The sequence below is a fragment of the Pseudomonas sp. SK2 genome, from assembly GCF_016772395.1.
GTDB lineage: Bacteria > Pseudomonadota > Gammaproteobacteria > Pseudomonadales > Pseudomonadaceae > Aquipseudomonas > Aquipseudomonas taiwanensis.
Genome location: NZ_CP061944.1, coordinates 2,093,063 through 2,106,139 on the forward strand (window position 1 = coordinate 2,093,063; position 13,077 = coordinate 2,106,139).

Consider the following 13,077-nt stretch of genomic DNA (forward strand, 5'->3'; position numbering starts at 1 on the left):
GTCATGAGCACCGCCGCACAACAACAGAGCGCCGAGAACAGCGAATTCAGCATTCTCGACAGCATCATCGCCGAAACCCGTCTGACCCCCGACGACGAAGCCTACGACATCGCCAAGCGCGGTGTGTCGGCCTTCATCGAAGAGTTGCTCAAGCCGCAGAACGACGGCGAGCCGGTCAAGAAGGCGCTGGTCGACCGCATGATCGCCGAGATCGATGCCAAGCTCAGCCGTCAGATGGACGAGATCCTCCACCATGCCGATTTCCAGGCCATGGAGTCGGCGTGGCGTGGCCTGCAGTTGCTGGTCGACCGCACCAACTTCCGCGAAAACATCAAGATCGAAATCCTCAACGTTTCCAAGCAAGACCTGCTGGACGACTTCGAGGACTCGCCCGAAGTGATGCAGGCCGGCCTGTACAAGCACATCTACACCGCTGAGTACGGCCAGTTCGGTGGCCAGCCGGTTGGCGCGGTCATCGCCAACTACTTCCTGTCGCCGAGCTCGCCGGACGTCAAGCTGATGCAGTACGTGTCCAGCGTAGCGTGCATGTCCCACGCGCCGTTCATCGCCGCGGCCGGCCCGAAGTTCTTCGGCCTGGAAAGCTTCACCGGCCTGCCGGACCTTAAAGACCTGAAAGACCACTTCGAAGGCCCGCAATTCGCCAAGTGGCAGAGCTTCCGCCAGTCGGAGGACTCGCGCTACATCGGCCTGACCGTGCCGCGCTTCCTGCTGCGCAACCCGTACGACCCGGAGGAGAACCCGGTCAAGTCGTTCGTCTACCGCGAAACCGTCGCCAACAGCCACGAACACTACCTGTGGGGCAACACTGCCTTCGCCTTCGGCACCAAGCTGACCGACAGCTTTGCCAAGTTCCGCTGGTGCCCGAACATCATCGGTCCGCAGAGCGGAGGCGCGGTGGAAGACCTGCCGTTGCACCACTTCGAAAGCATGGGCGAGATCGAAACCAAGATCCCGACCGAAGTGCTGGTTTCCGACCGCCGCGAGTACGAACTGGCCGAAGAGGGCTTCATCGCCCTGACCATGCGCAAAGGTAGCGACAACGCAGCGTTCTTCTCGGCCAACTCGGTACAGAAACCGAAGTTCTTCGGCATCAGCGCCGAAGGCAAGACGGCCGAACTGAACTACAAGCTCGGCACCCAGCTGCCGTACATGATGATCGTCAACCGACTGGCCCACTACATCAAGGTCCTGCAGCGCGAGCAACTGGGCTCCTGGAAGGAGCGCACCGACCTGGAGCTGGAGCTGAACAAGTGGATCCGCCAGTACGTGGCCGACCAGGAGAACCCCAGCGCCGAAGTCCGTGGCCGCCGTCCGCTGCGTGCGGCACAGGTCATCGTCAGCGACGTGGAAGGTGAGCCGGGCTGGTACCGCGTGAGCCTGAACGTGCGTCCGCACTTCAAGTACATGGGGGCCGATTTCACCCTGTCGCTGGTCGGCAAGCTGGACAAGGAGTAACACGCCGATGACGAGCGGATACGGAAGCCTGTTCGAACGTTTGAGCGGCGAAGCCGGCAAGCGTGCCAACTGGCGGCGTGAAGATGCTGCCATGGCGTCCGTCGCCGCTCATCTGGCGAAGATGCTCAGCACCCGGGCCGGCAGCGTGCAGACGCTTGCCGACTACGGGTTGCCCGATCTCAACGACATGCGCCTGAGCCTGCACGACGCGCTCAGTCAGGCCCGCCAGGCCATCGAGCATTTCATCGAGGCCTACGAGCCGCGCTTGTCGGATGTCAGGGTGATTTCAAGACCGCGTGATCACGATCAGCTCAAGCTCGCTTTCAGTATCGAAGGCCAGCTTGAGGTGAACGGTATCAAGCGCCAGGTCAGTTTTGCCGCGCGCCTGGATGGCAGCGGGCAAGTCAGCGTAGGTCAGGGAGACTGGTGATGTTGCCTTGCACATGACTGGGCTCTCCCTGTGACTTTTTGACCACCACCGGCTAGCCGCACGCCGTCTGCCAGGGACTGCTCAGGCAGCCACGGTGGTACCCAGACCGAATTCAGGCGAAACGACAGATGTCCTTCAATCATTACTACCAAAGCGAGCTGACGGCCCTGCGCCAGCTAGGTCGCCGTTTCGCCGAGCGTAGCCCGGCGTTGGCGCCGTACCTGGGCCAGGCCGGACGCGACCCCGATGTCGAGCGGCTGCTCGAAGGCTTTGCCTTTCTCACGGGTCGTTTACGCCAGAAGCTCGACGACGAGCTGCCTGAGCTCACTCACTCACTGATGTTGCTGCTGTGGCCCAACTACATGCGTCCGTTGCCAGCCTTCAGCATCCTGCAGTTCGACCCGCTGCGCCAGGCCGGTCCGGCACTGCTGGTCGAGCGCGACACGCCAGTGGAAGGTCGGCCTATCGATGGGGTCAGCTGCCGCTTTCGCACCTGTTACCCCACCGAGGTCCTGCCGCTGAAACTGAGCGCGCTCAATTACTCGCTCAATGGTCAGGGCGCGCTGCTCAGCCTGCGCCTGGACATGAACTGCGATGGCCATGTCGGCGACGTCAAGCTCAGCCGCCTGCGCCTGCACCTGGCCGGAGAGCGCTACATCAGCCAGATGCTCTACTTGAGCCTGTTGCGCGGACTGGCTGGCATCGAGCTCATAGCGCTGTGCAGCAATGGCAAACCGTTGCTCAACGACGCTGGCGATCCGCTGGTCCTCAAGGCGCGGGATGCCAAGGTTCATCCGGTAGGGTTCGCCGAGGAAGAGGCGCTGATTCCTTACCCGTTGAACACGTTTCGTGGCTATCGCTTCTTGCAGGAGTACTTCGCCTTCCAGGACAAGTTCCTGTTCGTCGATGTCACTGGCCTGGACGTTCTGCAGCGGCTGCCCGAGGAAACCCTCAAGCAGGTGCACGGCGTGGAGGTGCGTTTCGATATCCGCAAAGCCGAAGCCCAGCGCCTGCGCCCGACCCTGGACAATGTGAAACTGTACTGCACGCCAATCGTCAACCTGTTCAAGCACGACGCCTTGCCGATCCGCCTGGACGGCAAGCAGGACGAATACCTGCTGTTGCCTGCCGAGCTCGACCCCGAGCACTGCGGGGTATTCTCGGTCGATGGTGTCACCGGCTGGAGCCCCGGAGGACTGGGCTACCAAGAATACGTGCCCTTCGAGTCCTTCGAGCACGACCCCAGCTTCGATGTGCCGCACAGCCGATCGCACTACAGCCTGCGCCAACGCTCTTCGCTGCTGCACGATGGCCTCGATACCTACCTGAGCTTCGGTGTGCATGGCGGCGAGTTCCACGAGACCTTGTCGATCGAGCTGACGTGCACCAATCAGAACCTGCCGCGGCGGCTCAAACTCGGTGACATCTGCATGCTGAGCGAGCAGACCCCCGAGTTCCTGACCTTCCGCAACATCACTGCGGTCACGTCCAGTTATGCACCGCCGCTCAACCGCGATTTTCTTTGGAAGCTGATCAGCAACATGTCGCTGAACTACCTGTCGCTGGCCGATGTGGACGCGCTGAAGGTCATCCTCGAAACCTATGACCTGCCGCGCTACTACGACCAGCACGCGGAGAAGGTCAGCCGACGCCTGCTCGGTGGGCTCAAGTCGATCCGCCACCAGCATGTCGACCGCTTGCACCGTGGCCTGCCGCTACGCGGCCTGCGCACCGAACTGACGATCGATCCCGAGGGTTACATCGGTGAAGGCGACCTGTTCGTCTTCGCCTCGGTGCTCAACGAGTTCTTCGCACTCTACGCCAGCCTCAACTCGTACCACGAGCTGCGGGTGAAAAGCACACAAGGGGAGGTGTACCAATGGACACCACGTATGGGCCTGCAGCCCCTGCTTTGAGCCGGCTGAGCCGGAGCATCCGTGAATACTCGCTGTTCCAGGCGGTTCTGCTGGTCACCGAGCAGTTGCGCGAGCATTACCCGTACCTGGAGGACGACGAGCTGTATGACCTGCTCGAGTTCGAGGCCAACCCGAGCCTGGGCTTTCCGCGCAGCGATGTCGACCGCGTCGAGTTCTTCCGCGAGCACGGCCAGTTGCGTGCGCGTCTTCGATTCAACCTGGTGAGCCTGATCGGTTCCAGCTCGCCGCTGCCCGCGTTCTATGGCGAACAGGCGTTGGGTGACAGTGAAGATGGCAACCCCACGCGCCAGTTTCTCGACCTGTTCCACCACCGGCTGCAACGCTTGCTCCTGCCGATCTGGCAAAAGTACCGCTACCGCGCCAGCTTCAAGAGCGGGGCGCTGGATGGCTTCTCATCGCACCTGTTCGCCTTGATCGGCCTGGGCGGTGAGGAGATCCGCAGGGCCAAGGAACTGAACTGGAAGCGCCTACTGCCGTACCTGGGCGTGCTGAGCCTGCGTGCGCATTCGGCTGCTCTGATCGAGGCGGTGCTGCGCTATTACTTCAAGCACGCCGACCTGGTCATCGAGCAATGCCTGGAACGACGCGTGGAGATTCTCGAGGAACAGTGCAACCGCCTTGGCCTGGCGAACAGCCTGCTCGGTGAAGACGCGGTACTGGGCGAGCGGGTGCGCGATCGCAGTGGCAAGTTCCGTATTCACATCACCCAGTTGGACTGGCAGCGCTTTCACGAATTCCTGCCCATCGGCCTCGGCTATCAGCCGCTGTGTGCGTTGGTGCGTTTCACGCTGCGCGACCCCCTTGATTACGACATCCGCCTGGAGCTGCGCCGCGAGGAAATTCGCGAGCTACGCATTGGCGAGCAGAACGTCTGCCACTTGGGCTGGACCAGCTGGTTGGGGCGCGAGCGCGCCGATGGCGTGGTGACTTTGGGAAGCAAAATTCATTAAGGATCAATGACCATGATCAACGTAGACCTGCAACAACTCGTACAAGCCCTGGATGCCGACAGCCGCCGTGGCCTGGAGCGCTGCGCCGAGCGCTGCGTCGCTCGCAGCGGCAGCAAGATCCTCGTCGAAGACCTGCTGCTCGGCTTGTTCGAACGTGAAGGCAGTCTGTTGCAGCGAGCGCTGCAAGACGCCGAGGTCGATTTCGGCGAATTCCGCGCCGCGCTGCATACGGCGGTCGAGCACAGTGCCACCCGCAACCCCGTGTTCTCCCCGGAACTGGTGCAGTGGTTGCAGGATGCGCTGCTGGTGTCCAACCTTGAACTGAGCCAGGCCCAGGTCGACCAGGCTGCCTTGATCCTGGCACTGTTGCGCAACCCGCTGCGCTATGCCGGCAGCCGTTACCAGAAGCTCCTAGGCCGCCTGGATATCGAACGCCTAAAGGGCTATGCGCTGGCCCAGCAGCCCGCTGCGCCCAAGGCCGCTGGCCAGCCTCAGGGCGAGTCGATGCTGCAGCGTTTCACCCACAACCTTACCGAGCAGGCCCGAGCCGGCAAGCTCGACCCGGTGCTGTGCCGCGACGGTTCGATCCGCCAGATGATCGATATCCTCGCTCGTCGACGCAAGAACAACCCCATCGTGGTGGGCGAGGCCGGTGTCGGCAAGACCGCCGTGGTCGAAGGGCTGGCGGCGCGTATCGTCGCAGGCCAGGTGCCGCCTGCCTTGCAGGGCGTCGACCTACTGGCGCTGGACATGGGCCTGTTGCAGGCTGGCGCCAGCGTCAAAGGCGAGTTCGAGCGGCGCCTCAAGGGCGTGATCGACGAGGTCAAGGCCTCGCCCCGGCCAATCATCCTGTTCATCGACGAAGCACACACTCTGATCGGTGCCGGTGGCAACGCGGGTGGCTCCGATGCCGCCAACCTGCTCAAGCCCGCGTTGGCACGCGGCGAACTGCGCACCATCGCCGCCACCACCTGGGCCGAATACAAGAAATACTTCGAGAAGGACCCGGCACTGGCCCGTCGCTTCCAGCCGGTGCAACTGCATGAGCCGACCGTGGTTGAAGCGGTGACCATCCTGCGTGGCCTGGCGCAGTTGTACGAAAAAAGCCACGGCATCTACCTGCGCGACGACGCCGTGGTGGCCGCTGCCGAGTTGTCGGCGCGCTACCTTACCGGTCGACAACTGCCGGACAAGGCGGTCGATGTGCTCGACACCGCTTGTGCCCGCGTGCGCATCAGCCTGGCGGCGCCGCCCGACAGCCTGGAGCGCTTGCGCGCCGAGCTGGCCGAAGGCGAGCGCCAACGCAATGCCATCAGCCGTGATGCTGAGGCAGGGCTGCAGATCGACCAGGAAGCGTTCGAAGGCTTGCAGCAGCGCCTGGCCGAGGCGACCGAGCAAGAGCGACACCTGAGCGTGCGCTGGACGCGCCAGCGTGAGCTGGCCGAGCAAGTGCTGGCATTGCGTCAGCAAGTTGCCAGCGCTGCCGTGGCGCCGGTGGCCGAGGCGGACGAGGAGGGCACCCTGGTCGAGACCCGCGAGCAGCTGCAGCAGCGCCTTGCCGAGACGCACCAGGCCTTGCTCGATGCCCAGGCGCAAGAGCGCCTGGTCAGTGCCGAGGTCTGTCCACGGCTGGTGGCCGAAGTGATTAGCGCCTGGACGGGCGTGCCGTTGACCCAGCTGGCACGCGAGCATAACGCCAAAGTGGTCAGCTTCGCCGACGACCTGCGTGCGCGCATCCGTGGCCAGGAGCAGGCCGTGCATGCCCTTGACCGTGCCATGCGGGCCACCGCCGCAGGTCTGAACAAGCCCGATGCACCGGTGGGGGTGTTCCTGCTGGTTGGCCCAAGTGGCGTGGGCAAGACAGAAACGGCGCTGGCCCTGGCCGACCTGCTGTACGGTGGTGATCGCTTCATCACTACCATCAACATGTCCGAGTTCCAGGAAAAACACACTGTTTCGCGCCTGATCGGTGCGCCACCTGGATATGTGGGTTATGGCGAAGGCGGCATGTTGACCGAAGCCGTGCGCCAGAAACCATACTCGGTGGTGTTGCTCGATGAGGTGGAAAAAGCCGACCCCGACGTGCTCAACCTGTTCTATCAGATCTTCGACAAAGGCGTGGCCAACGATGGCGAAGGGCGACAGATCGATTTTCGCAACACCCTGATCCTGATGACCTCGAATCTGGCCAGCGATCAGATCAGCGCCCTCTGCGAGAACGGCAAGCGCCCGGATGCCGAGCAGCTTGAAAGCCATATCCGCCCTGTGCTCAGCCGCCACTTCAAGCCGGCCCTGCTGGCGCGCATGCGCGTGGTGCCGTACTACCCGGTCGGTGGCCCGGTGCTGCGCGAACTCATCGAGATCAAGCTTGCCCGCCTGGGCGAGCGACTGCAGCGTCGGCAACTGGCGTTCAGCTATTGCCAGCCGCTGGTCGACCACCTGGCCGAGCGCTGCAGCCAGAGCGAGAGTGGCGCCCGCCTGATCGACCACCTGCTCGATTCGCACGTGCTGCCAAAAGTGGCTGATCGCCTGCTCGATGCCATGGCCAGCGGCGAGGACATCAGCCGTGTGCATGCGACCTTGGACCCGGCTGCGGGCGTGATCTGCGAGTTCGCCTGAGGTGGGAGTGATGTTCACGCATGTGCCGCAGCCTCTGGCCTATGCCGAGACCTTGATGGGGACCTTCACCGAGCTGGCCTGCGCCGCTGACGAGCAGGGCCTGATGCAGGCACTGGTCCAGGCGGTGGCCGGGCTCAGTGGCTGCGCGCTGGTGCAGGTGTACTTGCTCGACTCGACCCACACGCGGCTGGGGCTTGAGGTCGCCTGCCTCGATGGGCAGTTGCAGGCGCGGGACTGTGCCAGCCTGCCGGCCGACTACAATGGCGAGCAGTTGATGCAGTTCGCCTTGTGTCAGAACCGCATGGTGAGCATCGCCGAGCTGTCCGCCAGCATGTTCGACACCAGTTTCCTGCCGGCTCAGGCAACACCATGGCAGGCGCTGCTGGCGGTGCCCCTGGTGACCCCGCAGCAACGGGTGGTTGGCGTGTTGTTGTGCGTAGCCCGGGCGCGCATCGAGCTGGCCGGCTTTGCCGACTCGCTGGGACGCCTCGGTGCTTTCGCCATGGCTCAGTTGCATCTGCTGCGGCGTTTGCGTCAACCCCAGCCGCAGCTGCCGGCCAGTGTCGCCAAGCCGGCCGAGGTCGGTAGTTACGGCCTGATCGGTGACAGCCCGGCCATGCGTCAGACCTGCCAGATGATCAGCAAGGTGCTGCACAGCCCTTACACCGTGCTGGTGCTCGGTGAGACGGGCACCGGCAAGGAATTGGTGGCCCGGGCCATCCACGACTACGGCCCTCGCCGTTCGGGGCCATTCGTGGTGCAGAACTGCGCGGCATTTCCCGAGCACCTGCTGGAAAGCGAGCTGTTCGGTTACCGCAAAGGCGCCTTCACCGGGGCCGACCGCGACCGCCCGGGACTGTTCGACGCCGCGGACGGCGGCACCCTGTTGCTCGACGAGATTGGTGACATGCCGCTGGCGTTGCAGGCCAAGTTGCTGCGGGTGCTGCAGGAGGGTGAGATCCGCCCGTTGGGGGCTAACAGCACGCACAAGATCGACGTGCGCATCGTCGCTGCCACGCACCGTGACCTGGCGCAGATGGTGCGTGACGGTCAGTTCCGTGAAGACCTCTATTACCGCCTGGCCCAGTTCCCGATCGACTTGCCGCCACTGCGCCAGCGTGACGGCGATGTGAGTGCCCTGGCACGGCATTTTTCCGATAAGGCCTGTGCGTTCCTGCAGCGCAGCCCAGTGATCTGGTCCAACGCCGCCCTGAACCACCTCGAAGGCTATGGCTTCCCTGGCAACGTTCGCGAGCTCAAGGGGCTGGTGGAGCGCGCGGTGGTCCTCTGCGAGGGCCGTGAGCTGGCGGCGGAGCACTTTGCGCTGAACGGCGCCGCATCCACAGCGGGCGATGGCGAACTGAACCTGCGCGAACGCCTCGAGCAGGTCGAGCGCAATCTGCTGCTCGACTGCCTGCGCAAGCACGATGGCAACCAGACCATGGCCGCTCGCGAGTTGGGCTTGCCGCGGCGCACCCTGCTGTACCGACTCGGTCGCCTGAATATCCAGATCGGCGATGGCGCAGGCCGGCTGGCATGAACCTTTTCTCTTACATCCAAGGCGCGCCGCAGCTGGTGCTTGCCTGTTTAGCTCATGGAGTGTTTTCGATGTTCATCGGTATCTGGCGGGCTGCGTTACTGGCCCTGTTAACCGTGCTGGTCCTGGCCGGGTGCAGCGGCAACTACAAGTTCGATGACGACCGCTACCGGCCAGTGGGCGACCCACAGGCCCTCAATCGTGGCAACTGAGCCCAAGGAGCCCTGACCATGGAACTGGTTTTCGAGCTGGTGGACAGACGCCAGCACACCCGCACCGACTCGCCCAGCAAGTCGTTTGGCCGCAGTGGCGGCCACATTGGACGCGCCAAGGACTGCCACTGGTGCATCGAGGACGAAAAGCGCCACTTGTCCAGCCACCATGCCGAGGTCACCTATCGCGAGGGCGCCTTCTACCTCACCGACCAGAGCAGCAATGGCATTCGCCTGGCCAGCAGCGGTGCGCAACTGCGCAAGGGCGAGGCCTACCGTATCGAGCAGGGGGCGGTGTACCAGATGGGCGACATCGAGGTGCGCGCCCGCTTGATCGAAACGGATCGTGCCTTGGATGTAGGGCTCGGCATACCGGGATCGGACATCATCCCCGATGATGCCTTCCTCGCGCTTGACCCGCTGTCCGCCCTGGACAACGAAGAGGCGCGCCTTGCACCGATGGATGAACTGGCCGCCATGACCTTGCCCGACACCCCGGCCAAGCAGCGTGCCGACTACGCCCAGATCGACCGCGAAAACATCATTGTGCCGACGTTGGTGCCAGCCCCGGTTACCGAGCCTGCCCCGCAACCGGCCCCGCGCGAACGGCGAAGTGAAGCATTCTGGGAGCGCTTCGGCGCAGCGCTGGGCGTCGACCTCGCCGGTCTCGACGATCAAGCTCGCGAAGACTTCGCGGTGCAGGCAGCCGGTTTGCTGCGCCACAGTATCGGTGCCTTGCAGCAAAGCTTGCGCACCCGTAGCGAGCTCAAGAACGAGTTGCGCCTGTCGCTCACCACCCCGCAAGGCGCCAGCCGGAACCCGATCAAGGCGCCGTTGGAAGCCGACCAGGCCCTGGGCGAGTTGCTCAAGCCGCGCCGGCCCGGACAGTTGTCGGCCGAGCAGGCCGTGGCCCAGGCCTTCCGTGACTTGCAGGCACACCAGGTGGCTTTGCTTGGTGCCAGTCGCAGCGCCTTGCGCAGCACCCTCGAACACTTTGCCCCCAGTCAGTTGGCGTTGCAGTTCGAACGCCTGGGTCGCAAGCCGTGGTTCGGTAGCCGCTGGAAGCAATACGTGCGCTACCACGAAGCACTCAGTGCCGATGCCGACTGGAGCGAGCGCCTGCTGGCCAAGGACTTCGCCCAAACCTACGAAGAGCAGGTGCGCCTGATCGCTTCCCTTCACCACGATCCGCGAGGATGACTGCATGAAACCTATCACCCGCAAATGCTTCGGGGCAGCGTGGGCTTTGGTTGCCGCGTCCTGGTTGACCGGCTGTGCCGCGCTGTCGCCGTATTCGCACATGACCAAGCTCGACCTGACACTGACCGCCACCGACGCGCTCAACCTCGACATCAACGGCCGGCCGTCGCCGGTAGTGGTACGTCTGTTCGAGCTCAAGCACCCGGTCGCGTTCGAAAGCACCGACTTCTTCACGCTCTACCAGCGCCCGAAAGAAGCCCTCGACCTGGACATGGTTGCCAGCGAAGAGCACGAACTGCGCCCAGGCGAAACCCTGAGCCTGAACCTGAGCATCGACCCAGGCAGCCGCTTCGTCGGCGTGCTGGCCGCCTATCGCGACCTGGAGCAAGCCGAGTGGCGCCGGGTGCAGCCGGTTCGGGCCGGTGAGCGGACGGTCGTCAACCTGTACCTGGACAAGACCGGTATTCACAACGGCGTACCAGCGGTAGTCCAAGCGGGTGAACAGCCATGAACGTGCACAAGGTAGTCTGGCAGGAAGGCATGCTGCTGCGCCCGCAGCATTTCCAGCACAACGACCGCTACTACGACAGCCAGATGAAAACCCGCACGCAGCTGCTGGGTAATTGCACCTGGGGTTTCATCGATCTGGAGATCGACCTGCAGTTCCTGACCATGGGCAAGCTGGTGATCAGTCGTGCCGCAGGCATCCTGCCGGATGGCAGTCTGTTCGAGCTCGATGGCAGCAGTGAACCGCTGGCCCTGGACGTGCCGCCAAACACCGGCAGCACGCCGATCTTCATGGCCTTGCCGCTGGTCACCGGAAACCACATCGAGGCCCGCCGGCCGGAGCAGGCCGAGGTATTGACGCGCTATACCACCTACGAGCTGGAGGTCAGCGATTCCAACGCGGGCGATGACAACAGCACCCAGATCAACTGCGCGCGCCCGGACTTCCGCCTGCTGCTGGGCGAGCAGCAGGGCGACCAGGCGTACGTCAAGCTCAAGGTGTGCGAAGTGCTCGACACCTCGCCGGACGGGGTCATTACCCTGGATCCGGACTTCGTCCCGAGCTACATCCGGACCCAATCCTCGGTGTACCTGCAGTCATGCCTGAAGGAAGTGATCAGCATGCTGGCCTTGCGTGGCGACACCCTGGCCGAGCGCATCCGCTCCAATGGCAAGGTCGGCGGTGCAGAGGTGGGCGACTTCATGATGCTGCAGCTGATCAACCGTACCGAGTTGCTGCTGCGTCACTACCTGAACCTTGAGCAGGTGCACCCGGAAGAGTTGTACCGCACCTTCCTGATCATGCTCGGCGACCTGTCGACCTTCTCCAGCGACACCAAGCGCCCTCGGCTGGACGCTCGTTACCAGCACAGTGACCAGGGCAGCAGCTTCCGCAAGCTGATGGAGTCGATCCGTCAGGTGTTGTCGATGGTGCTCGAGCAACATGCCATCGAGTTGGAGCTGCAACAGCGCCAGTACGGCATCCTGGTTTCACCCTTGCACGATCCAGGGCTGCTCACCACGGCATCGTTCGTACTGGCCGCCAGCGCCAACTGCGAATCCGAGGAGCTGCGCCAGCGTCTGCCGCTGCACCTCAAGGTCGGCCCGGTGGAGCGCATTCGCCAGTTGGTCAACCTTCACTTGCCTGGGCTCAAGGTCAAGCCCTTGCCTGTGGCGCCGAGGCAGATCCCGTTTCATGCCAACAAAACCTACTTCATCGTCGAACTCGATGCCGCAGATCGCGCCAAGATGGATGGCTCTGGTGGTTTCGCCTTCCACGTCACCAGTGAGTTCTCCGATCTTGAACTGAAATTCTGGGCCATCAGGAACTGACCGCAATGAGCAAGGACACGGAACACCCGCAGGACGACAAGACCGTCCTGTACAACCAGGATGGCTCGGCACCCTCTGGCCAGCCACTGACGGCCCATGGCGATGCGGCCAAGGTCGAGCCGCTGGAGCAGCGTATGGTCTATTCGGCGCGGCTCCCTGCCAGCGGCAGCTTCAGCGTCGGTCTCAACCCGTTGGTGGCGGCTGCTGGCGAGTTGATTTCGGAAGTGGTGCGGCTCAAGCACAGCGAAACCGCCGAAGACTTGAATACGCTCAAGGAGCGACTGAGCGCCTACATCCGCACCTTCGAAGCGCGCATCCATTACGAAGGGGTCGAGAGCAGCCAGGTGACGGTGGCGCGCTACCTGATTTGCACCGTGGTCGATGAAGCCGTGGTCACCACCTCGTGGGGCAACGAAAGTCAGTGGTCCCAGATGAGCCTGCTCAGTGCGTTTCACAACGAAACCTTCGGCGGCGAGAAGTTCTTCGCCTTGCTCGACCGCATGTCGAAGAACCCGGTCAAGCACCTGGCCATGCTGGAGCTGATGTACCTGTGCCTGTCGCTGGGCTTCGAGGGCAAGTATCGGGTAATCGATCGCGGTATGTCCGAACTCGAAGGCATCCGCGACGCGCTGTTCCGCCAGATCCGCCAGCTGCGGGGCGACGTGCCGCGCGAGTTGGCGCCACGCTGGGAGGGTCACGACCAGCGCCACACTCCGGTGCGTATCGTGCCGTGGTGGAGCGTGGCGTTGCTCACGATGGTGTGTCTGATGGTGCTGTATGCCGGTTTCGCCTGGGTGCTGGGGGAGCAGCGCGCCACCGTCTTGCAACCCTTCCAGCCCCTCGAACAGAACGTGGCCGAACAGAAGCAGTGACACAA

At 63.5% G+C, this 13,077-nt stretch carries 11 protein-coding genes; all 11 read left to right on the top strand.

Annotated features, from left to right (window positions below; genetic code table 11):
* The first annotated feature begins 3 nt into the window (after positions 1 to 3).
* Positions 4 to 1,476, top strand: coding sequence for a type VI secretion system contractile sheath large subunit (gene tssC / locus IF103_RS09330; protein WP_023379995.1), 1,473 nt, complete (start codon positions 4 to 6; stop codon positions 1,474 to 1,476).
* A gap of 7 nt (positions 1,477 to 1,483) precedes the next feature.
* Positions 1,484 to 1,906 carry a type VI secretion system baseplate subunit TssE gene (tssE, locus tag IF103_RS09335; RefSeq protein WP_023379996.1) on the top strand — a complete coding sequence of 141 codons (423 nt, stop codon included), beginning with the start codon at positions 1,484 to 1,486 and terminating at the stop codon, positions 1,904 to 1,906.
* 128 nt (positions 1,907 to 2,034) lie between these two features.
* Complete coding sequence (gene tssF, locus IF103_RS09340) at positions 2,035 to 3,822, top strand: type VI secretion system baseplate subunit TssF (protein ID WP_023379997.1); 1,788 nt, start codon at positions 2,035 to 2,037, stop codon at positions 3,820 to 3,822.
* Positions 3,786 to 4,793, top strand: a complete 1,008-nt coding sequence (gene tssG, locus IF103_RS09345; RefSeq protein WP_023379998.1) for a type VI secretion system baseplate subunit TssG — start codon at positions 3,786 to 3,788, stop codon at positions 4,791 to 4,793. The genes tssF and tssG overlap by 37 nt, the downstream gene beginning before the upstream one ends.
* Positions 4,794 to 4,805: 12 nt before the next feature.
* A complete protein-coding gene (tssH, locus tag IF103_RS09350; RefSeq protein ID WP_502709911.1) occupies positions 4,806 to 7,412 on the top strand; it encodes a type VI secretion system ATPase TssH in 2,607 nt (868 codons plus the stop codon).
* 10 nt (positions 7,413 to 7,422) lie between these two features.
* The gene (locus tag IF103_RS09355) at positions 7,423 to 8,952 is read left to right on the top strand and encodes a sigma-54-dependent Fis family transcriptional regulator (RefSeq protein ID WP_023380000.1); all 1,530 of its coding nucleotides are present in this window, start codon (positions 7,423 to 7,425) and stop codon (positions 8,950 to 8,952) included.
* Between the two features lie 68 nt (positions 8,953 to 9,020).
* A complete protein-coding gene (locus IF103_RS09360; protein WP_023380001.1) occupies positions 9,021 to 9,161 on the top strand; it encodes a hypothetical protein in 141 nt (46 codons plus the stop codon).
* Positions 9,162 to 9,179: 18 nt separating this feature from the next.
* Positions 9,180 to 10,361, top strand: coding sequence for a type VI secretion system-associated FHA domain protein TagH (tagH, locus tag IF103_RS09365; protein WP_202676047.1), 1,182 nt, complete (start codon positions 9,180 to 9,182; stop codon positions 10,359 to 10,361).
* Positions 10,362 to 10,365: 4 nt separating this feature from the next.
* Positions 10,366 to 10,872 (top strand): type VI secretion system lipoprotein TssJ, encoded by a 507-nt coding sequence (tssJ, locus tag IF103_RS09370; RefSeq protein WP_023380003.1) that lies wholly within the window; start codon positions 10,366 to 10,368, stop codon positions 10,870 to 10,872.
* Positions 10,869 to 12,200 (top strand): type VI secretion system baseplate subunit TssK, encoded by a 1,332-nt coding sequence (gene tssK / locus IF103_RS09375; protein WP_023380004.1) that lies wholly within the window; start codon positions 10,869 to 10,871, stop codon positions 12,198 to 12,200. The genes tssJ and tssK overlap by 4 nt, the downstream gene beginning before the upstream one ends.
* 5 nt (positions 12,201 to 12,205) lie before the next feature.
* A complete protein-coding gene (gene icmH / locus IF103_RS09380) occupies positions 12,206 to 13,072 on the top strand; it encodes a type IVB secretion system protein IcmH/DotU (protein WP_023380005.1) in 867 nt (288 codons plus the stop codon).
* Positions 13,073 to 13,077: the final 5 nt, after the last annotated feature.

Coding starts and splice junctions, on each gene's coding strand:
- tssC (WP_023379995.1), top strand. CDS start 4: ATGAGCACCGCCGCACAACAACAGAGCGCCGAGAACAGCGAATTCAGC.
- tssE (WP_023379996.1), top strand. CDS start 1,484: ATGACGAGCGGATACGGAAGCCTGTTCGAACGTTTGAGCGGCGAAGCC.
- tssF (WP_023379997.1), top strand. CDS start 2,035: ATGTCCTTCAATCATTACTACCAAAGCGAGCTGACGGCCCTGCGCCAG.
- tssG (WP_023379998.1), top strand. CDS start 3,786: ATGGACACCACGTATGGGCCTGCAGCCCCTGCTTTGAGCCGGCTGAGC.
- tssH (WP_502709911.1), top strand. CDS start 4,806: ATGATCAACGTAGACCTGCAACAACTCGTACAAGCCCTGGATGCCGAC.
- IF103_RS09355 (WP_023380000.1), top strand. CDS start 7,423: ATGTTCACGCATGTGCCGCAGCCTCTGGCCTATGCCGAGACCTTGATG.
- IF103_RS09360 (WP_023380001.1), top strand. CDS start 9,021: ATGTTCATCGGTATCTGGCGGGCTGCGTTACTGGCCCTGTTAACCGTG.
- tagH (WP_202676047.1), top strand. CDS start 9,180: ATGGAACTGGTTTTCGAGCTGGTGGACAGACGCCAGCACACCCGCACC.
- tssJ (WP_023380003.1), top strand. CDS start 10,366: ATGAAACCTATCACCCGCAAATGCTTCGGGGCAGCGTGGGCTTTGGTT.
- tssK (WP_023380004.1), top strand. CDS start 10,869: ATGAACGTGCACAAGGTAGTCTGGCAGGAAGGCATGCTGCTGCGCCCG.
- icmH (WP_023380005.1), top strand. CDS start 12,206: ATGAGCAAGGACACGGAACACCCGCAGGACGACAAGACCGTCCTGTAC.